This is a genomic window from Sphingobacterium sp. BN32, assembly GCF_030503615.1.
Taxonomy (GTDB): Bacteria; Bacteroidota; Bacteroidia; order Sphingobacteriales; family Sphingobacteriaceae; genus Sphingobacterium.
The window spans coordinates 118,437-144,633 of record NZ_CP129963.1 but is presented as its reverse complement, the minus strand read 5'-3'; the positions used below and the strand labels follow the sequence as shown (position 1 = coordinate 144,633).

Here is a 26,197-nt window from a genome sequence, read left to right as displayed (position 1 = left end):
TGTTATCAGGTATTAAAATCCAACTTTTAGTGAAAGCGTGTATTGTCTTGGAACTGGCATTGCTACACCACCGTTATTAAAGAATTCTGGATCTGCTCCATTAAGCTTCTTATCAGAATAAAGCAAGGCGATGTTGTTTCCTACCAACGAAACTTGCGCTGTTGTCATTCTTAATCTGTTCGCGATGCTCTGAGGAAGGGTATAAGACAATTGTACTTGTTTCAATCTAATAAAATCACCTTTCGCAACACGTTGGTCAGAATAGTTGTACATGTTATAAGGGTACACCGCTGATACAGCTGATCCATTCGGACGTAACACGTTATAATTCATTGAATGTGCATCCAACAAAGACGGTATATTAGTAAGCTGCTCGTCACCAGGTATTAACCAACGATTTACCATGTCTTTACTAATTGCTGTTAGATCGTTATAAGACGCTTCATAAGTTGGTTGTAAACGAATGTAGTTCCCTGTAGAGAATGTGAATAAAGCCGTTAAACCAAAGTTCTTATATCTGAAGTTATTATAGAAACCTCCTGTAAATGTTGGGTCAACCGGGCCATGGTACGTTAAATAATCGATGTCTTCACTTTGAGGGTTGATATAAGTATCTTTAATTCCTTCTGTTCCGATAAAAGTAGGGAAACCATAATTCGGGTCTAGGCCATCGAATTTTGCTGAAAACAGGCCTCTCTGCGCGTGGTTTAATACCGCGGCACCTTCGGCACGTACAAGCGTCCAAATGTTTTGGTTAACATCTAACTTCGTTACTTCATTTTTGTTGATACCAAAGTTGAATTGAGTTCTCCAAGTAAATCCGCTTTCTCTTCGAATAGGAAATCCCGCTAACGTTAATTCAAAACCAGAAGCTTTCATATCCGCATAGTTGGCTTGCTTGTTATACTGTCCACCGATACCGGATGTTCTGATCGTACCGATTAAGTCGAAAATATCACGTTTATACCAATCAGCAGTTACATCGATTTTATTGAATAACTGTAAGTCGGCTCCGATATTTAACTCGTATAATTTCTCCCATGTAAGTTCTGAGTTCTCCAGACCGCTAATGAATGTAATTGCTTCTTTCTCATCTTCGTAAGGACGGTAAGAGATACGGTTATAGAATACAGGAGCAGAGTTTGTGGCACTCCCCAGACTTGCAACTAAACCATAAGTCGCACGAACTCCGACAGCTGATAAGATACCATTATCTTCGTTGAAGAAATCTTCTTGGTCAATATTCCATTTACCTGAAACATTCCAGGTAGGCAACCAACGAGCAACTTTAGATTCGCCTAGTTTATTCGATCCGTCAATACGTGTGGTGGCATTGATACTGTATTTATCTTTATAAGCGTATGCTGCGCGGAACATACCTGCAACGAAACGGTCGTACTCATAACCCATACCAAAATATGGATCACCTGCTTCGATCATCTTTTTGAAGAACCTATAGTTTGGATTCACTAGTCCTCCGTTAGCATATTGGTATCCTACACCTTCATATTCGGAATTCTGGCGATCTGTATGTCTGATCTCGAATGATCCAAATAGATTCAGACGGTGATGTTGCTTGAATGTCTCATCAAATTCTAAGTTCGATCTGAAATAAAAGTTTTTCAGGTTATTCATGTTAGAATTGAAGAAACCACCTTCAGGAAGAATAACCTGAGGAAGTGAATTTGGTAAATCAGGATCGTTGTACAGATATTTGTTACCGTCAGCAATTGTAGCATCGCCAGCGGCTCTGAACGCGTTTGCCATATTTGATTCTTCCTTGATATAGTGTTGTCTTTCTGTTGTTGCATAGCGATAAGCTGCATCAACAGAAGCTGTTAATTGCGGAATAATTTTATAACGCAAGCCCCCTTGAACTTTTAAATCCATATTGTTCAGATTTAAATAGTTGTTGTCAAGCTCACTTAAGATATTAAATGGAGCGTAGTTAATGGTGTTGTATTCAAGGTTTCCAAATTCATCATAAGGCGTAATTAAACGGCTTGTGTTTAATGCATATGAATATGGGTTGATATCAAAATCTCTCGAATACTTTCCATAAACAGGGTCTGAAGTCCTCGTCAGCGTTCCTGGAGCACGTTGATCACGGATGGATCCATTAACCAAGATTTCAGCGCTGAATTTCTCGCTGAAACGCATATTGTTTCTGAAGTTCGCTGTATATCGCTTAACATTATCACCTAGGGTTTGTCCAGAGTCATGTACAAAACTTGTTGATAAGTATGTTTGCGATTTTGCAGATCCTGAAGTTATACTTACGGAGTGGTCTTGCAATAACGAGTTTTTGAAAAGTACGTCGAACCAGTCAGTATTCGCCTTCGCATAACGCTCAAGGAAACCGAGCTTTGCTTCTGTAGTATTCTCTAAACCAAACGTTCCGTTCGACTCATCATACTCGTACATTTTGTTGTACATCTTAGCGAAAATACCACCACTTGAACTTCGTGAAACACTAGAGTGATTGAAATATCCTTTATTATCTAGCTCTAACAGAATCGACATCTGTTCAGCAGAATTCATAATGTCGAATTGGTCGTAATTTGGTTTCAAGTAAGTTGTAAAGTTACCGGAATAGTTTACATTTGGTTTACCATCTGTATTTCTACCCTTTTTAGTCGTCACGACGATAACTCCATTCATGGCTCTTGCACCGTACATCGCTGTTGCAGCAGCATCTTTTAGGATGGTAAAAGATTCGATATCATCAGGGTTTAATCCTGCCACCGATGAACCGATTAAGGTATTAGCATCCCCTGTTGATAAGGCTTCATTTGAGATATTCACAAGATCTTCTAAGATAATACCGTCTACTACCCAAAGAGGTTTATTTTCTCCAGACAGGGAGGTCGCACCACGCACACGGATTTTCGGAGCAGCTCCAAAAGTACCTGACACGTTTTGAACGGCAACACCTGCCACTTGACCTTCTAGCATTCTAGAGATATCTGGCACCCCGTTTCTTTCAGCATCTTTTGCATTAACACGAGTTGTAGCACCGGTAAATAGCTTACGATCTAAGTTTTGGTATCCTGTTGCAACAACGTTTACTTCGTCAATAGCTTGTTCTGAGGATTCTAACACGATGTGAATCGTCGAGCGACCATCCACTGCAATTTCTCTAGTCTTATACCCCACATAACGAACGACTAACGTAGCGTTCGCTGGTGCGTTAAGACTATACGATCCATTGTCGCTGGTCGACGTTCCTGCAGCACCGCCTTTTACTTGAACAGAAGCATTTGAAAGCGCCTTTCCATCTGATCCTTTCACCGTTCCACTTACTTGATGTTGAACAGCGTTTACAGTAGTCGCGAGTACTTTTGTTGATGGCTTGTAATTTACAGAGATGGTATTTGCAATAATCTTAAATGAAAAGCTATCATCATTCAATAGTTGCGCCAATACGTCCCTTAATGGAGCGTTATTAACATTAAGATTTACATTAGGTGCATGCCTTAAAACATCGTCGCTATATAGAAACTTATATTTCGTTTGCTTTGATATAGAAAGAAAAGCATCCTCTAGTTTTGCATCTTTAAGACGCAAGGAAACGTTTTGTGCAATTCCATCGGCATAAGCACAAGACATAAAAACCAACAAGAGAAATGTTGTAATTTTCATAATTCGGATAATTATGCCAAAAGGGGAACCATAGAGGTTTCGAGCCCTTTTGCCAAATGAAATGTTATTCATACATTTGATAATTGAGTTAATGAATTAGGTTACTATTTGTTTTTTAACTTGATAAAACTTACAGGAGTGCTGCAACACTCCTGTTTTTTTATTGCTATTGGTTTGTGTAAATTTTTATTTCCATAATCTATTTTTTGGTTATCAATAATTTATTTTTGTTCAGTGCAAATTTTAAGTCGCTGACGAATTCCAACATATTTATTACCTCCGATAACTTAGAATCTCTCTTGATCTCTCCTGAATAAGTTTCTGTAAGTGATACATCAGATCCTAAGGACACATCTAAATCATACCACATCTTTAACTGGGTTGCAATATCTACGATGTTATCTTTGTTGAAATAAAATTCATTGTTTTTCCAAGCTAGATCTTTTTGAAGATTAGCTTTCTTAACTTGTATCTCATCCCCTCTTATTTCGGCCTTCTCACCGGGCTTGATGATCTCTCTATTTCCTGATTTAGAAACCTCTACCAAACCTTCGGAAAGGGTTGTTTTGGAAGTATTTCCATAGGCTGAGACATTAAAGTGTGTTCCCAGAACTTTCACTGTCCCATTTTCTGTCACTACATAGAACGGTTTTTTTGCATCTTTGGCAACCTCGAAATAAGCCTCTCCTTTCAAGTAGACCTTTCTTTCACTCTCGCTGAATTTTGTAGGAAATTTTAACTCGCTATTAGCATTAACCCAAATGGACGTTCCATCGGAAAGAGTTAGTTGAAAATGATTCGCCATAGGAACGACCAACGTATTCAACATGGTAACAACGGAACGCGCTGATAAATTCTGAGATTGGCTCTCCGTAGTAAAAAGATTACTACTCTCCGATAAGCTTAATTTCTCAGCAACCTGCTTTTGTTCTCCATTCGCAAGAATGATCTTCGCGCCAAGCAACGCTGGATTAATATCTTCTTCGATCACCGAAGCAATGACATCTTGTTGCATCGTTTCGAGAGTAGATCTTTCTTTTAATGCCAAATAGCCAAAACTAGTAATAGCAAGAATTGCCGCTGCGGTACCCCAATAGATAATTTTCTTTCTTCTAGGGTGCCGTTTCTCGGCTTTCTTCCAAGCAGCTTCACTATCTATAGAATCCAACCATGCAAGCTCCTTTTGGTCGACATCGTTGGACATAAGTGTATCTTCGAACGGCTTATTCGTAGGATGGGCTGAATACCATCTCTCTAATTCCATTCGATCTTGGTCCGTAAGTTCGTTACGATACTTTTTGACCAATAATTTAGCTATTCTGATTGCGGTTATAATCATGTGATCTAAGACTAAGAAACGCAAAGAGGATTTTGGGGTGACAGGAAAATAAAAAAAAGTGAAATTATTTTAAGAAGAGTAAAAATAAGGAGAAGAATTCAGGGCGCAACATATCCCTTAGCGCTTTTAAACCCCTCTTTTTATGGGTTTTAATGGTGTTGATACTTACCCCAAGCTCGTTAGCAATTTCTTCCGTAGTCATCCCTTCAAGGTAGCTGAGGGTAAATACTTTCTGGCATGCCTCTGGAAGTTTTTGAAGGGCAGCATGTATTTCGAACGTGAATTCTGCTTGAATAATTTGGTGCTCGTAGTCGATAGAATCTGCTTCTGAAAACGGACTTCTTTCCCAATATTTTTTCTCAGAAAGACTTTTTCTATTTTGGTTGAATACAGCAAAACGGACTGCGGAATATAGGAAAGACTTGATAGCAGCTTCGTCGGTAGATACGCGTGATTTATTTTGAAAATAAGAAACAAAGGCATCCTGAGCCAGATCTTCGGCTTGCGCTTGATCCTTTACCATCTTCCATGCAAAGAAACACAGCAGTTTATAGTATTTTGTGAATAATACCTTATCCGCGACTACCATTATGATTTACCCTTTGTTTCGTTATTAGTGTATGATGCAAGTCCCGAGAAGAATTGCTTTTCATAATTTAAATGCTCAGGGTAAATGTATAAATTTTTCTACAATATTAAAATAATATTAAATAAAACTAAAAGTAACTCAACATTTCTTGAAAGATGGTTGAGGTTTGTCATTAATTAAGCTATAAAATGTAACTTCTCTCAAGTTGCTACCTCTTTCCGTCACTAATTTAAATTTTGATTGAAGTTTTAAGTTCCCCCTATTGTACTTTCAAACGCATTAGTACAATAAGGGGCAACTTTAACGACCGCTAGACAAAGTCGAACTTGTCGACGAACACATTTCCAATAATAGGTAGTGGCTTTTTAACTTCGTTAACAGCATGGATGATTCCAATAATCATCAAAACGACGAATGCGATTCCGAAATAGCTTAAAATAAGCCCGATAGATGGAGCTACCATCGCAATGATCATAACAACTACGTTGAAGATAATTCCAATAATAAAAAGTCCGAAACCCTGTTTAAGATGGAACCTGCTTAGATCATCTCTCGTGTCTTTCCCTGCAAAAAATGCAACCAGCCATAAAATCCCTAAATAGCTTAGTATTGAATGTGTTTTTCCGTTCATAATAATTCGATTTTTAGTACGACCCTAAGTTGAATGTTATTTCTTTGATAACCTTAGATTTAGCATAGATAAACCATCTACAGCGCTTATAACGGCCATATACAATCCGTCTACACCTCACTATTTCGAGACATAAAAAAGAGAAGATGAATTGCTAAAAATCACAAAATAAATAGCCGTAAATCCTCCAAAAGAGTAGGTTGAAAGGTCTTTTTATTCAAAAATCATTATTACCAGATACCAACATAATCATGTTGTTATTATATTTGCATTATTTTAAAAAAATATTTGAAAAGGATAAATTTTAAATATTAAGATATTATTAAGATTTTCGAATCGTTTCTAAAATCTTTCTCTGCCTGCTAAACATTATAAAGCGATCGAGCACAAGGAGCCGGACACGGCATCCGTTTCGTGTAAAGTAGCAAGCATTTTTTACTGTTTTTCATTTTAAAAGTCATCGAACAAGTCAACTGGATCGAATCTATTTGCTGTGCCCCGTATTAGGACCGGAGATATAGATCTCGATATCGGATATGGTATCTCTGATGACGCTGTATGACTTGTTGATTATACCGAGCAACAACAGAACACATACAACTTAATTTGAAAAACATGGAACAACAGAAACAAAAATACAAAAGCGCTCAAATAAGCTCGACGTTTGTCGAACTGGAGTCGGGTATTGCTCAATCGTCGGCAACAGTATCCGGAGGTGAGAACTCCTCCAATGAATATACGCCAGCCGTTGACCCTTGGGGCGCGGAACAATCGACAGATACCGTAAGAGGAGAACTTTAACCTTAATTATTTCTACAATCGACATAGATTTTCACATGAAAAAACGTATTATATATAAGAGGTTTCAAATAATAGGGCTTTTGATCCTCTACATCTTCATTTTAACATCTTGCTCTAGGGAAGTTTCTAACGAGATCGACCCATCTAAACTCGCAGGATTGACGGTTTCCATTCTCGGAACTGAGACTATCGCGACTGAAGATAATCCAAACGGCCAAAAGGCATCAAGCAACGTGAGAAGTTCCATACTTACTCGCCCGACCATCCAAACCGAGGGGGCGCTCGATTATGTCATCGATGTTAAACGCGATGAATATAAGACAAACGATAAGATCAGGCTGATATCATCAAGTAAGAATAAGCAGTCGTCTGGAGGTATCAGAGCAGAGTCTGTAGCCTCAGGAATCCTCTTCAGGATGCTGCTTTGCAATATGGATGGCAGTTTGCATGCGAATGTCGAAGCGACCGCCGGCACGGAGCTAAAGATTGATGTTGTAAAAGGTGCTAGCTATCGATGGATCGCATACTCCTACAATAGAGATAATAGCATCCCATTGCCGAATGTCTCCGACCCCCTTTCTCCAAACATACCTACAGGCGAGACTATGACTTACTCTATGCTACAGACACCATAGAAGTGGCCAATACGGGAAACACGCCATTAGGTATTGTTTTTAAACATAAGTTATCCAGAGTTGCCGTCGAGCTAAACACCATGGGAATGTTTGCAGACCTGAGCGCCGCGGAGATTACGTTTGGTGGTAATTATTTTGGGAAAGTGACATTAAATCTATTTACTGGCGCAGTCAGCAACGAGGGAAATTATTCCGCAACGCCGGTATCTTCTAACTTTCAACAAGTGCCGGGATATGCTTATGGCGACCGCAACGTTGCTTACTTTTATACCGCTAATCCGAATACAATCAACAATTTTCAGGTTATCTTAAATAAACTCAGCATCCATATCGATGACGGCAGTATACGCAGTTTTACGACGCCAGTTGTGCTTTCGTCGGTCAATTTAGCTAATTCGTCTTTAGGAGTAAGTCGTACAGTTAGTGTAGATATGATCGAATCCGCGTTAACCGTGGGAACCGTAAAATGGGCAAGACAGAATATCTATTATGAAGCGGGGCACAACCCTTACCGTTTTAACCACACCTACAACCACAATAGCAGTCGTAATAGTTACTTCGCTTTCAAAGCGCACCTTCCTGAAAACTGGGCCGTTCGAGATCAAGATGTAGACCCATGCAGCTTAGTGTATCCGGAAGGCGTATGGCGCATTGCTACGGAAGCAGACTACGACAATCTGTTATCCCATTCGGGAAGTAGGGGAAATGTCGGTGGATTGGGCTATTATGAATACCCCGCTAGCGGAACAGCAGCTCCTTACCCGAGCAATAAACTCCGTTTCAACTACAATGGACAGGGTAATGCAATCAGTATATTTGAGCTACTAAGCTTAGACTTTGGAAATAGCTTCGGAAACTCTGCTAACGTGTGGACTTCCAATGAGATAATAGCTTTACCTCCGTTGATTAATGCAGGTTCCAGAGCTTTACCTCTCAAACGCCTTCTTCAATAGAATGGAAACTGAATTGCTAAACATCAATATCATAGGAAGTTTCAACATCCTTCAAACTCCGTTTAAAAACGTGCGATGCGTTAGAACAGCAGGAAATTAAAACATGCAAACATGTAGACAACCAATTGGCTTAAACAACACTGTTTTTTTTGATGATTTTAACATTGATTGTTTAAGGTTATCCCCAATAAGCCATTACGCGTCCGGCAGAAACGTGTAATGGCGGTTGTTACATGATACATTACAAATGTTATGTAATGACTGAAAATCGATAGCGCATGTGGCTTATTTTCTACAGCTTTTCTTTAATCTTTTAAAAAGCTTTGAATAAAAGTAAAAAAAACTATTGCACTTACTCCTACTATTTCCTAAGTTTAAACTTTCCATTGGTACATTACTAAAATGTGTACTGATGCTAGGTTAAAATTTAGAAATAGATCATGAAGAATTATAATGTCTCTGAGTTAAGCAATAGACAACTAAATATTCAACGCAGGAATAGTTATAATTTCGTATTAGCTTCTTTGATGTTAAATATCATCATGTTGAGCTTCGCAACGATCTATTTGAATCAACAACAGGATATTGTATTGCCTGTGTTAGTGATTGCATCTATTTTAAGTACGCTTCCAGGATTATTAAAATTAAGAGAAATTAAGCAAGAGCTGCGTACTAGAACGCAGCGCGTTATATAAGCTTTCAAAAAATAAAGACATTTAGAGCCGTCCATAAAGACGGCTTTTTTATGTACTTATTGAATACCAATTATGCATGAGAACTTGATTTAACGAATGTGACCATATCTGCTACATTTGGGGCTAATCGCTTGTTATACTCCAATACAGACTACATACATTCGTATATACATTTTATCTACCAAAATGTACCTGAAAGTGCTCCACGGACTTTTAGTCCAATAAACGCACTCGCTTCAAACTGATCCCATCAGGGCTATTTAGAAAATAATTTATAGATTGTATATACTAATAGTCAATCACCTATGCGAATTATTCTCACCATTTTATCACTGCTATCATTCTCTACCCATGCGCAAGTGCTACGCCAATCTACTGAAAAGTGCATAAGTAAGGTGGAGCAACTCTCGCAGAAGAATAAGTTTGATGAGGGTATCAAAACTATAGAGAACGCGATTGCTAATCCAAAGAATACGGAGGATGATCTCACACAGCTTTATGGATATTTAGGCGGGCTTTATATCAATATTGACAGTGTGAAATTGGCGAGAGAAGCTATTGAAAAAAGCCTTGAATTTCTACCGAATGCGAAGAGCCCGGTTTCCAAAGCGGTAGCTTTTCGATTCAAAAGTCTGCTAAATAGCTTTTTCAATTTGCCGGACGAGGTGGTAAAAGACGCTATAACAGGGCTCCAACTTATAGAAAACCAAGAAGGACACCTAGACCTCAAGTATCATCTAAACTACCTCTTATATGCTACCTATAGCGGATGGAAGGACGAAGATAAGATGATGCAGTATATCAAAGAATGTGATAAGTATGCGCAGCAAAGTGGAAATCCTAATTACAAAGCCAATGTAGATCTAGGTCTATCTGCCATCTACCTCTTTCGCTTCCGAGAAAACAACAAAGTATCCGACTTGGATAGTAATCAATTTTACCTACAAAAAGCATATAAAACATATCAAAGCCATCCCACAGAAGTGAGCGGCAGCACGCTGGTCATCATGATGATCAATTTCGCAAATTATCTCCTAGAACATTCCTCGGAGTCCCTGACTACCCGAAAAGTCGAGGCCTACAAATATCTTAAAATAGCGGAGACTACCTTAGAGGAAAAGCGAGCGCCGTTCAAACGCTGGGTGAATATATACGGAATAAAGAGCGAATTTGCTATGCCGGAGGGCGATCTGGAAACCGCTGAAAATTACCTCTTAGAAGGTTAAACAATTTGAGCAGCAAAACGACAATAGCATGCTTTGGTTAGAGCATACGCTATATAAAGGCCTGGTCGACATCAGTAAAAAAAAGAAAGACTACCCAACAGCGATAGCCTGTCAAGAAAAAGCTGAAGAAGTGTTAAAAAAGAACTTTGATCAGCTTCAGATATTCAATGCGCAGAAGCTTGAAATGCAATACGAGACAGAAAAGAAGGATCAGCAGCTCAAACTCTTGACGGAAACCGCGAATCTACGGCAAACCATGAACTACCTCTATGGAGGCGTGGCGCTATTGGCTTTGTTGGGATTAGGATTTATGTTCCGGTCGTATCATTATAAATTACGCTACTCCATCGAGCGGGAAAAGAAACTCGCTAAGGAAAAGGAGGATGCTGAACAAACAGCAAAGATGCAGGTACGGCTAGAAAAAGAAGAGCAGGCTAGACTAAAAGCCGAACAAGACCTACTCGAATTGAAACATCAGCAACTACAAAAAGAAGCTTTAGCTAATAGCTTATTAATTGAGCATAAGAATGACATGCTCAAGCAGATTAAACTGAAATTGCAAGCAGGAGATGCACAAGACATCAACAAACTTTTAAAAGAAGAAGCGCTGCTAAATGCGGACTTCGAAGACATTCGCTGGCAGATTTCTCAACTCCATCCCAACTTCTTCCAACGCCTCATGGAGAAATCCAATAATAAACTTACCGCCCTTGATTTACGATATTGCGCATATATCTACCTTCAGATGAGCACGAAACAAATAGCGCAGGTGCTGCATATTGAAGCTCAAAGTGTAAGAATGTTCAAATACCGCTTAAAACAGAAATTCGAACTACCGAAAGAAAGCGACCTGGAGCAATTTCTTCGATCCATCGAGCCGTAACACACTTCTTCACGACACTTAAAACCCGACTATCTAGAAAAAAATATAGCGCCCAATGCTATTGAGCGCTATACCTATCGAATCCTATTAATATCCCGGATTCTGCTTTAATTTACTACTTTGATTAATCTCATCCACAGGGATTGGATATAGGAAAAAGTTCTCACTGGTCAACGTACTGTGCTTTTTCAAAGCGTATTTCGTACGGCATTGATCAAACCAAGTTTCCCCCTCAAAAACTAGCTCTCGCTCTTTTTCATCCTGTATGGCTGTAATATAATCCGCCAAGCTTGTGTAGGTGCTGATCGGCTTGCTGATACCTGCGCGATCTTGAACCATTTTCAAAGAAGCGTAAGATGCCGCGCTGACACTGTTGTCAACTCTGGCTTTCGCTTCCGCATGAATTAAATACAGCTCCGCCAATCGGATTGCTGGAAAGTTCTGACTGGCCGGAGAGAAGTTTGGAAATTTCCCCATAAACGCTCTCGTAGTCTTTGGGTCAGTCTTCAAAGCCTCTTTTTTATAGGAAAAAGCCTTCCGCTTATCTGTCGCCTCAAACAAGCCATCAATGAAAGGCTCTTTTGCAAAGAACAAAACACTCGCATTGTTATTTGCGACAGAGGCCAAGGGATTAGTTGCTTGACCATCAAACTGAAGCTCAAAAATCGCTTCCGCACTATTCTCTGTTATCCATATCGAGCTGAAATCACTAGCCAACGAATATTTGCCAGATTTGATAACCTCCTCCGCTAAACTTGCTGCCTTTGAGTAATCATTCGTCAATGAACCTTGATATAAGTAAACCTTCGACAACAGCGCCTTTGCTGCCCAATGCGAAGCTCTTCCACGAACGGCATCACCCGTATTCGGATTATTCACAGGCAGTAAGCTGCTCGCATCTGTCAAATCCTGAACAATCTGCTTGTACACTTCGGCAGGTGCCGACTGATCCAAATCATGAGCTGTCCCCTCCTTCGTCGCCGTTAATGGCACTGGTATATTACCAAACGCACGAACCAAGAAGAAAAAGTTCAACGCGCGCACAAACTTCGCTTCCCCAACAAACTGATCTCTCTTTTCATTCGAAATCGATCCCTCAGCCATATTAGGAACCTCCGCAATAATATTGTTTGCCGCGTTAATGGTTGTATAGGCCGCCTGCCATATATTCTTCATCCATGGATTCACCGTATTGATCTTATGAATCGCCATCAACTCGTACTCCTGAAATTTCGCGGAATGCTCAATATGAACCGCCGAGAACTCCGGAACCGTGATAAAGGATTGACCGAAAGAAAAGGAATTCATCATCGTCCGGTACATTCCCATGACTGCAGAATTCGCATTCGTTTCCGTCTTAAAATATTCGCTCGCACCGATCTGTCCCAATGGCTCGCGGTCTAAAAACTTGTCACAGGAAGCAACCGATAGCCCTAATCCGCAACATATTAATAATCTGATTATATTCTTTTTCATGTGTTTTGCAATTATAGTTAGAACGTGATGTTAAAGCCGGTAGTAAACATTCTTGGCTGCGGATAACTTCCATAGTCATATCCATAGATAAGACCTGCATTCGCGCCGCCATGGCTCGAGCTTACTTCGGGGTCAAAACCTCTGTAGTTCGTAAAGACATAAGCGTTCTGTACGGTGAAATACCAGCGAAGCTTTTTCATTCTGATTTTTTCCGAAATAGACTCTGGCAAGGTATAGCCAAACGTCACGTTACGAATCCTGAAAAAAGAACCATCCTGAATAAATCGAGTAGATACTTTACCATTGTCGGAGTTGCTCGGCGTCGGTCTAGGTACATCGGTTATATCGCCCGGCTGTCTCCATCTCCGCTCCCAGTCTACGAATGCATTCGAGCTCACATTATAGCCTTCCAAACCATTTGCTAAACCATAGTTCAAGATATCATTGCCATAGGTAAATTGCCCCAGGATACTTAAATCAAAGTTTTTATAGCTGAAGTTATTGCTGATACCTCCGAAGAACTGGGGATTCGGATCGCCAATCTTATAGAAATTATTATCCTTCGGCGGACCAACAGAGCCGTCATGAGCTTGGTAATCGATCATACCCGTCTGCGGATTCACACCTACCGCTTTATATCCGTAAAAAACACCCAGCGGCTCGCCTATCCGCGCACGGTTCACCCCTTCGATACCACCGAACATTTCGTCAACACCATCCGCAAGCTTCAAAATCTTATTCCTATTGAAAGTCATGTTCAAGGAAGTTGACCATTTAAACTCACCGACTAAATTCTTTGAACTTAACTCGAACTCAAAACCCTTATTCTCGATATTACCAGCATTCGTAAAATAAGTCCCGAATCCTGAACTCAGCAGAATCGGCATGCCCAATAGCAGGTCAGTCGTTTTCTTATGGTAATAATCTGCCAATAAAGAGATTCGGTTATTGAAAAGACCAACATCGGTACCCACATTCCACTGCATGGTCGTTTCCCATTTCAAGCCTTGATCTCCCAAGACATTCGGAACAAATCCCGGTACGCCCATGTAATTATTCCCCGCAGAATACAGAGAACGGCTAGCATAGTTACCAATGTTCTGATTCCCGGTAATACCCCAGCTTGCACGAAGCTTCAAATCACTGAAGGTTTTATTGTCTTTTAAGAAATCCTCCTGATTAATTCTCCAGGCAGCAGCAACCGATGGGAAATATGCCCAACGATTATCCGCACCAAATCGCGAGGAGCCATCAGCTCTCAAGTTTAGATTTAAGATATATTTTTCCAGGTAATTATAATTCACCCTGGCAAACGCCGACGCAATCGCCCATTCCTCAGGAAAGGCGTTCGCATTATCGACTATACCGCCCGCAACGAGCTGATTGATATCGTTGCTCGGAAAATTCGAACGCTGCCCATGTACAAATTCCAATCGAGACTCTTGCACCGAGAACCCTGCTAAGGCATTGAAGTAGTGATCGCCTACCGTTTTATCGTAGGTCAAAGTCGTCTCATTGATCCATAACTGGTCTCTGGTATTTCTTCTTGCGCCTACACCTCCACGACTCGCCCAGGAGCGAAGCCCGATTGGTGGCATAAAGAAGGTCTCGTCGATAAAACTGATATCGGTTCCAAAGCTCGTCTTCAACGTTAATTCAGGAATAAAGCTATACTCAGCACTTGCATTCGCTAATGCACGGAAAGTATTCGCTTCGTTGGTCGGCAATTCTAACATCGCTACAGGGTTCTCACGGGTTCTCGTGACCATATCATAAGCATAATTCCCCTGCGCATCATAGATTCCGATATTAGGTGGCGAGAAAATCCCGTTCTTCGTCGGACCCTCTTTGGAGTTTTCCTCCTGAACCCGCTGATTGATAGCACGTGTCAGGTTAATCGAAGCAGCAAAGCGCAACTTCTCATTATGCTGATGATTCAGGTTTAAACGGCCACTCAGCCTGTTGAAATCAGAATTCAACAATACCCCCCCCCTGTCGCATATAGCCAACTGAAGTGTAATACTGCGTTTTCTCACTGCCGCCGCTCGCCGATAGCTCATAGCTTCTCGTTGGAGCGGTGCGGAAGATCGCATCCTGCCAGTCCGTATTCACATCCGGATTTGCAAAAATCTGATCAGAGATCGTCGCATTGGGATTATTCTCCTTCACATATTTATACATATCAGTCATGTAATCCTGATACTGCGTGGTATTCATCATTTTATGATAGCGCTCGCGCGGAACATTCGAAAAGCCTTCATACATATTGAAATTAAACTCACTTTTGCCTGCAACTCCTTTTTTTGTCGTTATCAGCACCACGCCATTAGCCGCGCGGGATCCGTAAATGGATGACGAAGCCGCATCCTTCAATATCTCAATGGATTGCACATCCGAAGGGTTGATCGATGCCAACACATTGATACCCTGCGTTCCACCTCCAAGCTCAAAGCTCGAACCCCCGGTAAAGTTTGTCGTGCTGTTCACTGGAATACCGTCAACCACATATAAGGGATCTGAACTCGCATTAATAGAGGTCGTACCACGCACGCGGATATTAATTCCTGAACCTGGAGAACCCGATTTCTGCGTCACCTGCACACCGCCGGCTTTCCCTTGGATAGCTTGTGTAATACTTGGCAACACTTCATTTTCAATTTCCGAGGCGCCAATACTGGATACCGCCGTAGGCAAGGTTGCACGTTTCATCGTACCATAACCAACAGCAACGACCTGTACTGATTCAATGGTATTGGTCTCCGTTTCGAGAGTAACCTGAAGCGTCTTGCTATCGCCCACTGTCCGACTACTAGGGGCATAGCCCACCGAATTGAAGGTTAAGGTCTGCCCTGGCGACGCCGCAATTTCAAACTTCCCGTCTTGATCGGTACTGCTGCTCACACTCGTGCCCCGCACCTGTACCGTAACGCCAGCTAAAGGACCCGACGGGCCAGAAACTGTACCACTAACGGTACCCTGAGCTTGCGTTGTCGGAGCCTGTACATTAGATTTGGGAACTTGCTTCGCAACCGTATCAGGCACTTCTTTTTTCAAAGTGTCCTGCTCAGCCGCAGCCTCCGGCTTGTCTTCACCAGCCAATAAGCTCACAATAATTTCTTTTTGATTATTTACGGGCACTTCTTTTGTTTGGAAGCCTGACTTTAGAAACACCAAGGTGCCGCTAGCTCCCGCGGAGAGCTCATAAGCACCATCTTTATCGGAAATACTGGAGTTCGTCGTGTTCTTCTCCGTAATCACCACCCCTTCCAAGGCAGTGCCATTGGCGTCAGTTACTTTTCCTGTAATTTTGATAGAGTCTAACTTAGCAATGGACTTCAGCTTAGTCGAATTTAAGTGATTCCGATGGAGGCTATTTAGATTTTTTGCCTCACTACGCTGCCCATAAAATATCAGCGCACAGATCATGAAGAGTGAATAATAGAGGTTTTGCATCATATGTTTAAATAAAATGTTAAAAGAATCGTAATCATAAATCACTCTACGTATAACGGCTATGGACGGTTTAGGTAAAACGTTTAAGCAATAAGGAAAAAGCATCCTAATTTATTACACAGCAGAACGAACGGCTATACTTTTAACGTCATTGTAACCATTTTGTTATGAGAATAGAATATTTTTATGAGGAAAGCGGTAAAATATATACGCAGAGCGCCGAACAATCTGTATGCAGGTATTCACAGCTCGTCCTTCTTCGGCTTCAATTTTTTCGCAACATCTTGCCGATTCTCTTCAAATCGAGAAAATTGATACAGATTTTAAGAAATTGTTTATCACACATGCCTATCGATGATTAACTTTGGCGATAGGTTCGGGAGGACGAGAGGAAATTTACATCTGCCTTAAATCGACTGCCATGTTCAGTTTAATCTTATTTACGGTTATCGTCGTTTTTAGCTGTATTAATTTACGCTACTACAAACGACTCCCCTTAAAAACAAAATTCGACGAAGTCATTCTTATTTTCAACTGCCTTGTTGGACTTCATGCGCTTTATGGGGGCATCTTCAGAGAAATTATACCCCAATTAAGGTATGTCGATCTGGGCGCGCCGGTCGGCCTGATTTACGGCCCTTTACTTTTCCAGTTATTTGTTTCTATGGATCACGACAAATTCTCGAAACAGACCCTTTTCTACAATCTTCTGCCCTTTTTCTTATTTCTAAGCGTCTATATTATCTTTCTTGTTTCCGAAGAATTCAGAAACCTATACGGCATAGCTTATCTAAAAATCTTATACATCTCCTTTGGCATCAGTTGGCTTCTCTATCCCACCGTCCTTTTGTTTAAAGCAACCTCGAAGGTGAGAGAGAATAATCCGAATCAAAAAAAGTACTTCTTCTTTACCATGATGATGCTGCTGTTGGCTTCCTTCGAAATACCCTATGCCCTGTCCTACAACGGATCTTCGCTGTCTAAAACCTATGGCGCATCCAGCAACTTCGTCTACCTGATCATGTTGATCGTCATGATAATCATACACAACTATTTCTTCAACCTCCTGAATCGTCATCTCAGTTCCGACAGCAGCTTGATCAGCAGGATTAATCATATTCAGCAAGCGATTCCCTCCATCGGGATTAAAACAAACCTCCCCCACAGCAACGACCAAGAGAAAATCTTGCAATATCTCGCAACTCACCCCTATCTAGCCGCTGCCTTCAACGTCGAGAAAATAAAAAAAGATCTCAAATTAACGCAGCAACAGATTAATCTATTATTCAAAAGCTTATTTGGATTCGGATTTATACAAGCCATCAATATTCTACGAATCGACGCGGCTTGTCTGGAATTGGAAAAAGAGGTGCTGAATATCGCTATCGACGAACTGGCCTTTCAATGTGGTTTCAATTCACGAGCTTCCTTCTACAGGCATTTCAAGATCGAAAAGAAATGCAGCCCCCACGATTATAGGGAAAAAGTAATCAAAAAAACAAAGAAGATTCCATAATTAGATATTAGATATGAGATTTTAGACGTTAGATTTTAGACCCCTGTCTGTTTTGAATATCAGGAACGGAAGACAACACGCCCGATACTGCCAACCCTTAAATCCTTCCTATCCTGGTTCAAGACACGTTCTAATATCAAAGGTCTAAATCCCCATCCTCTCTCCTTCCACACCCAATGCTTAGCCCTTTCCGAGCGGTTATGAAAGGGTTATACATTGGGTTTGAAAGGGCTTTGAAAGGGGACTAACCAAAACAAGAGCCGTCAGATTCTCGTACAATGAATAACCAAACATTAAAAAATACCTGATACTAGGTATTAGTGCTGCGCTTATCAAGCTCTATCTTTGCGATAAGATATGACCATCTACCCTACAATAAAAACGATCTACGAATTAACAAATGGAGTCAGTTAACGCCTATTCGGTTCAAAATAGCGATTTTATAGAGCGCATTGATGTGCTATGTCCAAAATGTCAGAAGAAAGCATTGGTTATTGGGGCGATGGCGAATGCGTCGAGAGATGAAATCGAAGAGCGGGTTCGGTTTTCGTGTTCTTCTTGCGGATATGCGATACGGCTGGCGAATACACCGAAAGTTCTCTTCTACCAGAACAGCCGTGGGAAAGCTGTATACGGTCGCGTTCTCCATATGAATGTGCCAATCGATCCCTTCTTTGGTTTCAGCGTTTGGTATCAAATGGACACGGTGCATGGACTGCTATGGGCATATAATGAACAACACTTGGAGGTTATCGAACGACATATCAAAGATCAGCACCGCCGACGCTCGGGAATATTGTATATGAACCGCAGCATAGGTAGCCGCCTTCCAAAAGGTGTCAGCTCTTCAAAAAACAGAGACTATTTATTAAAACTGATTCAGCGCGCAAAAAAACGCTCCTAGCATGCTGTTAGGTTTTCAGTAATCGGTTCACCCAGCTCTCATAGTCGAAATAACGCAATAGTGGCTCGCCCTTTTGGTTGGCTTGCAGTTCCATCAATTGACTTTGATAGCTGCCGAGCGTTTTCCTTTTCCATTCGTTGCCACGCCGCTTTGGTTCGGTCGCAATTAATCGAAATACCATGTTTTCCGTGTTATACCGCTTGCCGAGTTTCTGCAACTGCCTTTTATGTGCGCGCACTTCCGATTCCATGTAATCGCAATCGTGCAGCTCGTATATTGTTTTTAGATAGAGTAATTTGGCCGCTCGATAAATGCTGTAGCGCGTGCCATGGACACAATGATCAAACATTTCATTCAATATCTTTTTGCATGCTGCATAATTACCGGAATAGAAACTGGTGGAAGCCAGTAAGAAATACCATTCCATGGTCTTCTCCACATCCCCGATATGGATCTGCAGGTGACTTTCTTTGGCATTTTGGATAAATTCTGCCGCTTCGCTAATCTTCCGCTCGCCAAGCAGCTTCTGCAATTCATAGCAAGCGATAGTAAGCTTTGCCAGGTTGTGAAAATGTTCGGTATAATTGCCTCGCTGCAACTCAGCCAGCTTATCAATGTAACCCTGCATTTCCGTGTATTGCCTCATATTTCCAAGACTGTTCAAGATACCATCTAATGTTGATAGGTAATCATAGGGTGGGAAGTTCCACATGGAAAGATTCGCTTCAAATAACTTCGAGAGCTCCTTAAAAATCTGCAATGCCGAGCGGTACTCGCCTTTATGAATGAAATAAAAAGCCTGAAAAAGCAAATGTAGCTTCTGTGTTTCGAAGCGGCTCTTATTGCCCCGAAAAGATAAACTCAACTCGCCAAGGATCAAATCATCTGTATATTGATCCAATGTAGGGTTATGGGCCAAACGGATATTTAATTGCTCGTAAAGACTGTAATGCTCCTGCACTTCGCGAATGGATTGAAGCGCCAATTTCGCCTCCATTTGCTTGTCGACGATTTCCTGCTCATTATAATTCGAGAATTTTGAACTGTGAAGCACGTCCAATTCCATGCGCAACGCGCTGTATTTATTAATGAAGTTTTCCGTTTGATTCGCTTTTTTATATACCGCCTGTATCTCTTTCAGACCCTTGTCTGGAATAGAGCGTTCGAAACATAAACGCGCCTTCATCAGACCATAATACTGTTGAAACCAGGAGTCTTGTTCGATCCGGATTTGCAACAGCACATCGGTAAGTACTTTAAAGAGGTAATTTGCCGTGCTTTCTAAGGATACGCCGGGATATCGATGTCGAAAATCCTGCTGCCATTGGGAACCCTGCTTGTTTCTATGTTCCAGAATGATTTGGAAGAGCAATGCATAGTATTTTTCATTCTTCGATTGGTTCGTATAGAGCTGGAATTGCTTTTTCTCCGATGAGGACAGGGAATATATCAGTTTTTCAAGATCTTGGTAGGACATAGGTTTATCGAAAATTGTAGGTTTTACAAACACTAATATACTAATTATTAATAAAATGCAACCTTACTTAATAGCATTTATTGCAATTAGGAATATATGATAACTAAACTTTTTGTCTTTTTATTTATGGGTTTGCATTTAATTTTAGGAATCTTTTCAAATAAACCTAAGCAAACATGAAAAATAAAATAGTCGTAGTCGGCAGCACAAATATGGACATGGTCGTCAAAACAGGTCATATTCCTAAACCAGGGGAGACCGTTTTGGGGGGTACTTTTTTTATGAACCCCGGCGGCAAAGGCGCCAACCAGGCCGTTGCTGTGGCTCGTCTCGGTGGCGATGTAACGTTCATCAGCAAGATAGGCAATGACATCTTCGGGAAGCAGTCATCAAAGATTTTCGACGATGAAGGTGTCGATATCGGCGGGATCTATGCAGAGATGAACAGCCCTTCGGGCATTGCCTTGATCACGGTGGATGATAAGGGCGAAAATAGCATTGTTGTTGCTCCTGGGGCGAACGCTTTCTTGAACGAGGCGAACGTACAGGATGCTTTCGACAAGTATCCTCAGGCTGGCGTATTGCTGGTGCAGTTGGAAATTCCGATGGAAACGGTCGAGGCGGCCATCAGGTATGCGCGCTCGAAGCAGATTACCGTGATTTTAAATCCCGCACCCATGAATGCGGCAGTATCCAAATTGTTGGATAAGATAGATATCATTACACCGAATGCGCACGAAGCGGAAGCCTTATCCAAGCATCCCATCAGCGATGTGGATAGCGCCATTGCTGCGGCGAAGAAAATTCAAGCGCTGGGGGTCAAAACGGTCATTATCACTTTGGGCGAAGAAGGTGCTATTTTGCTAACGGAAGACGATGTGCAGCATATTGAAGCGCCAAAAGTAGAAGCAGTAGACAGTACCGCCGCAGGCGATGTATTTAACGGAGCGTTTGCCGTTGCATTATCAGAAGGCAAGAGCCTGAAAAATGCGGTTACTTTTGCCTGCCGCGCGGCTGCTATTGCTGTGACAAAAATGGGAGCTCAGTCTTCTATTCCATATAGAAATGAAATTCTCCTGACCTACTTTGACTAAGTCATTAGGGATGGATAACCTTTAAACCGAAGAATTATGTTTATTGTATCTGATTATAATGTGGCAGTGCTGTTTTGCTTTATCACCATGATCTGTTGGGGGTCTTGGGCAAACACACAAAAGATCAGTCAAAAGGGCTGGCGTTTTGAGCTTTTTTATTGGGATTATGTAATCGGTATCCTCATTTTTTCCCTACTGAGCGCCTTTACTCTGGGCAGCATGGGCGAACAAGGGAGACCTTTTCTAGAAGATATAGCCCAGACGAGTTCAAGCAATATTTTAAATGCCTTATTGAGCGGCGTGCTCTTCAACCTGGCTAATATCCTTTTAACGGCAGCCATTGCGGCAGCAGGGATGTCTGTTGCCTTCCCCATTGGCATCGGTATTGCCTTGGTTGCGGGCGTGTTTTTTAACTATATGATTCAGCAGAAAGGCGACCCTACCCTTTTGTTTTTGGGTGTTGGCTTGGTCACTTTGGCAATCATCCTGAACGCTGTTGCCTTCAAAAAGCATAAAGGCGGAAGCGAAAAAGCAGGCATCGGAAAGTGGATCATCATATCGGTTATCGCTGGTTTCTTGATGTCCTCGTTCTATCCTTTCCTGGCATCAGGTATGGATTTAGAAAATTTCCAACAGCCGGCGGCTGGTAAAATGACGCCTTATAGCGCTTTTGTGGTATTTGCTGCAGGAATTTTCCTGAGCAACATCGTTTTCAACAGTGTACTGATGAAAAAACCGTTGGAGGGCAAACCGCTAACCTATAGCGAGTATTTTGCGGGTTCATTCCGCTATCACTTAATTGGTATCCTGGGTGGAAGTATTTGGGGCTTGGGCAACATTCTAAATCTGATTGCAGCCGGTAAAGCGGGCCCAGCTATTTCCTATGGCTTGGGACAGGGGGCGACTCTGGTCGCTGCTCTATGGGGCGTACTGGTATGGAAAGAATTCAAAGGAGCCGACAGTAAGGTAAATTCCCTGTTGCTGGCGATGTTTCTGTGCTTTATCGCCGGGTTGGGCCTTATTATTTGGTCAGGGAGCTAGTTGTAACATTCAAAAAGAAAATAAATACAAACCTATAATAAAAAGAAAAACATGAAAAGATCGCTTTGGAGTACCCTTTTATTAGGAGTTGGTTTAATCTGTGCTGGCAATGTAGTCGTTGCCCAACAGCCTGCGAAAGTCAAGCTGACAAAGGCGGAATTACAAGATAAGATTAAAGGCGGATGGGCGGGGCAGACCATTGGTGTAACCTTTGGTGGTCCAACAGAATTCCGATACCGTGGCACGTTCATTCAAGACTATGAGAACCTCGCCTGGTACGATGGCTATATCAAAAGTACGATGGTTCATAATCCGCATTTATATGATGATATCTATATGGATCTGACCTTCGTTGAGGTTTATGATCGTGTGGGTATGGATGCACCAGTAGACTCTTTCGCGAATGCATTTGCGAATGCAAGCTACTCGCTATGGCACGCGAATCAAGCTGCACGCTATAATATTTTGACAGGCATAAAGGCTCCGGAATCGGGCCACTGGAAGAACAATCCGCATGCGGATGATATTGACTATCAAATCGAGGCTGACTTCGCGGGCTTAATGAGTCCTGGTATGCCAAATACCGCGTCGGATATCAGTGATAAGATCGGTCACATCATGAACTATGGCGACGGCTGGTATGGTGGTGTTTATATTGGCGCCATGTACACCTTAGCCTTTGTTTCTCACGACATCAATTACATCGTTACGGAAGCATTGAAGACTATTCCGGCAGAAAGCGAATTCTATCAATGTATTGCTGATGTGATTCAGTGGCATAAAGAACATCCGGACAACTGGAAGCGCAACTGGTTTGAAATTCAGCAAAAATGGGCTGAAGAAGTTGGCTGTCCTGAAGGCGTGCACATGCCTTACAACATCGACGCGAAAGTGAATGCGGCTTATGTTGTGCTTGGCCTTTTATATGGCGCGGGTGATTTCACACAAACCTTAGAGATTTCTACACGTGCTGGTCAGGATTCAGACTGTAATCCGGCAAGTGCCGCAGGTATCCTGGGCACGATGTATGGCTACAGCAAGATCCCTAAATATTGGAAAATGGGATTGGCTGAAGCGGAAGACATCGATTTCAAATACACTAAAACATCGTTGAACCGTGTATATAAAATGAGCTTCAACCATGCGCTAGAGATGATTAAACGTAATGGCGGAAAAGTGAGTAAGAACGACGTGGAGATTAAGGTTCAGCAACCTGTTGCCGTACGATTCGAGAAGGCTTTTGATGGGGTTTACCCAGTTCGTAAAGTGGGGGTGAACAAGCAGTTGAAAGGTAGCTATGAGTTTGAGATCGAGGGTACAGGTTTTGTACTGGTAGGTGCTGCTAAGAAAAATGAGAAGAGCATGCCTGATTTTGATATCCCGCTGGATATCTATATTGATGGTAAGAAACATGCATCATTTATACATCCGACAAACTATTTGAGGAGAAAAGATGAGATCTTTTGGGTGTATGATCTTCCAAAAGGAAAGCATAAAGTAAAGCTCGTGCAGACGGAAGAAAAGCCTGGGTATTGGGTAGATATGAATAGTTATATCATCTATTCTGATCAGCCGAATAAAGGGATTGAGCAGCATGTTCATTAAACGAGGAAAAGATCTTTATTCATAACACTGTTTGTTATATTTTAACTTGGTTAAGGGCGCTTTCGAAAGGAGGCGCCTTTTGTTGTGGCTTTACGCATGTGCATTGATAAGTGAGGCAACCCTTACTCCTTCCAAGGAATAGCGATACAATTGAAATACCATATTTAAAAATAAAGGGGTAAACGATGCCTGCTAATACAGGTTCATAAAACGATAAAGCTTAATTAACATACTTTGAATGGCTCTTGCTATAGTTTTGTGGGGTAAGATATACTGGATTGATTGTTTGAATCAACCAGATATTTTATTCCGCTCCGTGAGGGTTCGGCAGAAACTGTTCTTTGATATCCTGAAGTCGATTCGTCTTTTGAAAGCTTATTTTCTCTAAATAGAGAAGAGAAGGGTGATATAAAACCTTTCATATGCCATTGAAACAGCCACAGGAATGAGAGCTCTTGGGTCCTTTGATAACAGACCTTTACATAAAAAAGTAAGCTGCCGATTGGCAGCTTACTCTAGTTGTTTTTGGTTTTTTGTTGATTATCTCGAGGCTATCGAAGCCTACAAATTATTTATCTCTTTTCGATTCTATCTTAAGGGTTTTGCTGACTTTTTGGATTGGTCGATATCTCCTCTGACGGAATTTTCATCGTCATCAAAGACACCGGATAAACCAATGAAGGGTTCCAATGAACAGTTGATCCTTTACGATCTACCGGGATGTTCCAGCGTCTGTTATTATCCCATTCTTGGCTTCCTTCGCCCCAAAGCTCGATACGCGACTGCAATTGAATCATTTGCAATACGGTCAATCCACTCATGCTGGCATAATTGTCCACGGTCAGCGTGCTGCTTCCTGCAGCCGTACGTGCCGCCAGAAGGGTGTTTAAAGTCGTTTTCGCATTGCCTTCCGCTCCGGAACGCGCCTGCGCTTCTGCTTTCATCAAATAGAACTCCGATAGGCGCACCATCGCATAGTCAGCACGATTGCGGTTGGAAACATTTTGAGCACCCACTACGCTTCCCAATCCGACGTTATTGGCAAATTTGGAAACCCAATAGGTAGGAACCTCACTCTGTCCGCCGTTCATAAAGTTGGAAGGGCCAGGATAATAAATCGTTGGGAAATCGGTTGGTCTATTTTTATGGAAGTTCTTCTTGCGGTAGTCACGATCGTCTATTTTATTAAATAATCGGTCATCGATACGATAAGAACCACCCCATGGGTTGCTCTCTATTGCCGGGCCATTGCCGCCAAACTGCCAGCCGAAACCGAATGCTGCTTCTGGGTTTTTAGCAAAATTTAAGAATCCGGATGTCTCGGCAAGAAAGATCGGCAAAGTCAGTCCATTCACGACCACCGTTCCGGATTGTTTTTGCACATACTGGTCTTCCTTCATTAAAGAGAGTGCGCCGCTGTTGATGACGCGATCGCATGCTGCGGAAGCAATACTGTAGTATTTTGCCGGGCTAGCACCTTCGGCTTCAACTGCCAAAAGCGCTGCTTTGGCGATGACGTAATTAGTAAGTCCGCGCGTCAGGTCCGATGTGCTTGTTGCTTTGAATCCAATATTGGCCTGTGCAAAAAGTTCATCTGCGGTGGTCGCCCAATTGATAATGGAATCAAGCGTCGCTAATGCGGAAGAGCGCTCTTGCAGGGGCTGTCCCACGTCGAACTTCGTATAGATAGACATCCCCAACTTATTCGTTCCGAAGTTTTGCTGTGCGTATAGATAGCCAAAAGCGCGTATCAAATAGGCACGTCCAGAATAGTCGCGTAAGGTGATGCTGGCGTTTTCTTTCAGCAAATCCGGCGTAATAATATTGGCGACTTTATTGGCTGCCACGGTCATACTGAATGCGCGATGCCACCAGCTCGGGTTGGATGCATTATTCTCAGAGGTTATGTCCTGGCCTGAATAATAATCGTTATCCGCCGGGATAGCCCAGTTGCCGACAACAACATCATTACCTAACATCATACGTGCCGACAACTGCCCGCTCCATGTATTGTCGAGCATGTTAGAGAAGCGGAAATTATAGCCACCCCCACGCATATGTGGTGGAAGTCCATCGGCAATACTTTTCAATAAACTTTTTACTGTTTCCTCATCGGCTGTTCTCAACAGCTCCCGCACTTGCTCATCAATGATGTTATCAGGTGGGGCAATATCTAATTTCTTATTACACGATGTGGCTAACATCGCCATCATCACAAGTGCTATTAAGTATCTCAT

General features: G+C 41.9%; 20 protein-coding genes. 11 read left to right on the top strand and 9 right to left on the bottom strand.

All coding sequences use genetic code 11. The features are described 5' to 3' along the window. Positions 1–12: 12 nt before the first annotated feature. From QYC40_RS00640 to QYC40_RS00625, 4 genes are all read right to left on the bottom strand, one after another. Positions 13–3,642, bottom strand: coding sequence for a SusC/RagA family TonB-linked outer membrane protein (locus tag QYC40_RS00640; RefSeq protein ID WP_301991831.1), 3,630 nt, complete (start codon positions 3,640–3,642; stop codon positions 13–15). Between the two features lie 199 nt (positions 3,643–3,841). Continuing rightward, positions 3,842–4,981 carry a FecR family protein gene (locus QYC40_RS00635; RefSeq protein WP_301991830.1) on the bottom strand — a complete coding sequence of 380 codons (1,140 nt, stop codon included), beginning with the start codon at positions 4,979–4,981 and terminating at the stop codon, positions 3,842–3,844. Between the two features lie 64 nt (positions 4,982–5,045). After that, a complete protein-coding gene (locus QYC40_RS00630) occupies positions 5,046–5,570 on the bottom strand; it encodes an RNA polymerase sigma-70 factor (RefSeq protein WP_301991829.1) in 525 nt (174 codons plus the stop codon). A 310-nt stretch (positions 5,571–5,880) separates the two neighbouring features. Continuing rightward, positions 5,881–6,201: a DUF4870 domain-containing protein gene (locus tag QYC40_RS00625; RefSeq protein ID WP_301991827.1), complete on the bottom strand. Its 321-nt coding sequence runs from the start codon at positions 6,199–6,201 to the stop codon at positions 5,881–5,883. 615 nt (positions 6,202–6,816) lie between these two features. Between QYC40_RS00625 and QYC40_RS00620 the strand changes: the two genes are divergently transcribed. From QYC40_RS00620 to QYC40_RS00595, 6 genes are all read left to right on the top strand, one after another. Continuing rightward, entirely contained in the window at positions 6,817–7,002 is a 186-nt protein-coding gene (locus tag QYC40_RS00620; RefSeq protein ID WP_301991826.1) for a hypothetical protein, read from the top strand. A gap of 35 nt (positions 7,003–7,037) precedes the next feature. Continuing rightward, positions 7,038–7,637, top strand: coding sequence for a hypothetical protein (locus tag QYC40_RS00615; RefSeq protein WP_301991824.1), 600 nt, complete (start codon positions 7,038–7,040; stop codon positions 7,635–7,637). Positions 7,638–7,639: 2 nt separating this feature from the next. Beyond that, positions 7,640–8,590, top strand: a complete 951-nt coding sequence (locus tag QYC40_RS00610; RefSeq protein WP_301991823.1) for a hypothetical protein — start codon at positions 7,640–7,642, stop codon at positions 8,588–8,590. Positions 8,591–9,030: 440 nt separating this feature from the next. Beyond that, positions 9,031–9,285: a hypothetical protein gene (locus QYC40_RS00605; protein WP_301991822.1), complete on the top strand. Its 255-nt coding sequence runs from the start codon at positions 9,031–9,033 to the stop codon at positions 9,283–9,285. 305 nt (positions 9,286–9,590) lie between these two features. Beyond that, positions 9,591–10,511 (top strand): hypothetical protein, encoded by a 921-nt coding sequence (locus QYC40_RS00600; RefSeq protein WP_301991821.1) that lies wholly within the window; start codon positions 9,591–9,593, stop codon positions 10,509–10,511. Positions 10,512–10,539: 28 nt separating this feature from the next. Beyond that, complete coding sequence (locus QYC40_RS00595; protein WP_301991820.1) at positions 10,540–11,394, top strand: hypothetical protein; 855 nt, start codon at positions 10,540–10,542, stop codon at positions 11,392–11,394. Positions 11,395–11,481: 87 nt separating this feature from the next. Here QYC40_RS00595 and QYC40_RS00590 read toward each other — a convergent pair whose 3' ends face one another. From QYC40_RS00590 to QYC40_RS00580, 3 genes are read right to left on the bottom strand one after another with little or no spacing between them, the layout of a single operon-like run. Beyond that, complete coding sequence (locus QYC40_RS00590; protein ID WP_301991819.1) at positions 11,482–12,870, bottom strand: RagB/SusD family nutrient uptake outer membrane protein; 1,389 nt, start codon at positions 12,868–12,870, stop codon at positions 11,482–11,484. Between the two features lie 17 nt (positions 12,871–12,887). Next, positions 12,888–14,930, bottom strand: coding sequence for a SusC/RagA family TonB-linked outer membrane protein (locus QYC40_RS00585; RefSeq protein WP_301991818.1), 2,043 nt, complete (start codon positions 14,928–14,930; stop codon positions 12,888–12,890). Then, the gene (locus QYC40_RS00580) at positions 14,839–16,326 is read right to left on the bottom strand and encodes a carboxypeptidase-like regulatory domain-containing protein (RefSeq protein ID WP_301991817.1); all 1,488 of its coding nucleotides are present in this window, start codon (positions 16,324–16,326) and stop codon (positions 14,839–14,841) included. The genes QYC40_RS00585 and QYC40_RS00580 overlap by 92 nt, the downstream gene beginning before the upstream one ends. Before the next feature lie 418 nt (positions 16,327–16,744). On the opposite strand from QYC40_RS00580, the gene QYC40_RS00575 reads away from it, so the two are divergent. After that, a complete protein-coding gene (locus QYC40_RS00575; RefSeq protein WP_301991816.1) occupies positions 16,745–17,839 on the top strand; it encodes a helix-turn-helix domain-containing protein in 1,095 nt (364 codons plus the stop codon). Positions 17,840–18,239: 400 nt separating this feature from the next. Continuing rightward, positions 18,240–18,743 carry a hypothetical protein gene (locus QYC40_RS00570; RefSeq protein ID WP_301991815.1) on the top strand — a complete coding sequence of 168 codons (504 nt, stop codon included), beginning with the start codon at positions 18,240–18,242 and terminating at the stop codon, positions 18,741–18,743. Between the two features lie 7 nt (positions 18,744–18,750). Here QYC40_RS00570 and QYC40_RS00565 read toward each other — a convergent pair whose 3' ends face one another. Then, entirely contained in the window at positions 18,751–20,220 is a 1,470-nt protein-coding gene (locus QYC40_RS00565; protein WP_301991814.1) for a hypothetical protein, read from the bottom strand. 176 nt (positions 20,221–20,396) lie between these two features. Here QYC40_RS00565 and rbsK point away from each other — a divergent pair, with 176 nt between their 5' ends. Genes rbsK through QYC40_RS00550 form a run of 3 tightly spaced genes read left to right on the top strand, consistent with a single transcriptional unit; the run spans position 20,397 to position 23,960 of the window. After that, positions 20,397–21,314 carry a ribokinase gene (rbsK, locus tag QYC40_RS00560; RefSeq protein ID WP_301991813.1) on the top strand — a complete coding sequence of 306 codons (918 nt, stop codon included), beginning with the start codon at positions 20,397–20,399 and terminating at the stop codon, positions 21,312–21,314. Between the two features lie 36 nt (positions 21,315–21,350). Next, the gene (locus QYC40_RS00555) at positions 21,351–22,355 is read left to right on the top strand and encodes a GRP family sugar transporter (RefSeq protein WP_301991812.1); all 1,005 of its coding nucleotides are present in this window, start codon (positions 21,351–21,353) and stop codon (positions 22,353–22,355) included. 51 nt (positions 22,356–22,406) lie between these two features. Further along, the gene (locus QYC40_RS00550; RefSeq protein ID WP_301991810.1) at positions 22,407–23,960 is read left to right on the top strand and encodes an ADP-ribosylglycohydrolase family protein; all 1,554 of its coding nucleotides are present in this window, start codon (positions 22,407–22,409) and stop codon (positions 23,958–23,960) included. A 593-nt stretch (positions 23,961–24,553) separates the two neighbouring features. Here QYC40_RS00550 and QYC40_RS00545 read toward each other — a convergent pair. Next, positions 24,554–26,197, bottom strand: a complete 1,644-nt coding sequence (locus tag QYC40_RS00545; protein WP_301991809.1) for a RagB/SusD family nutrient uptake outer membrane protein — start codon at positions 26,195–26,197, stop codon at positions 24,554–24,556.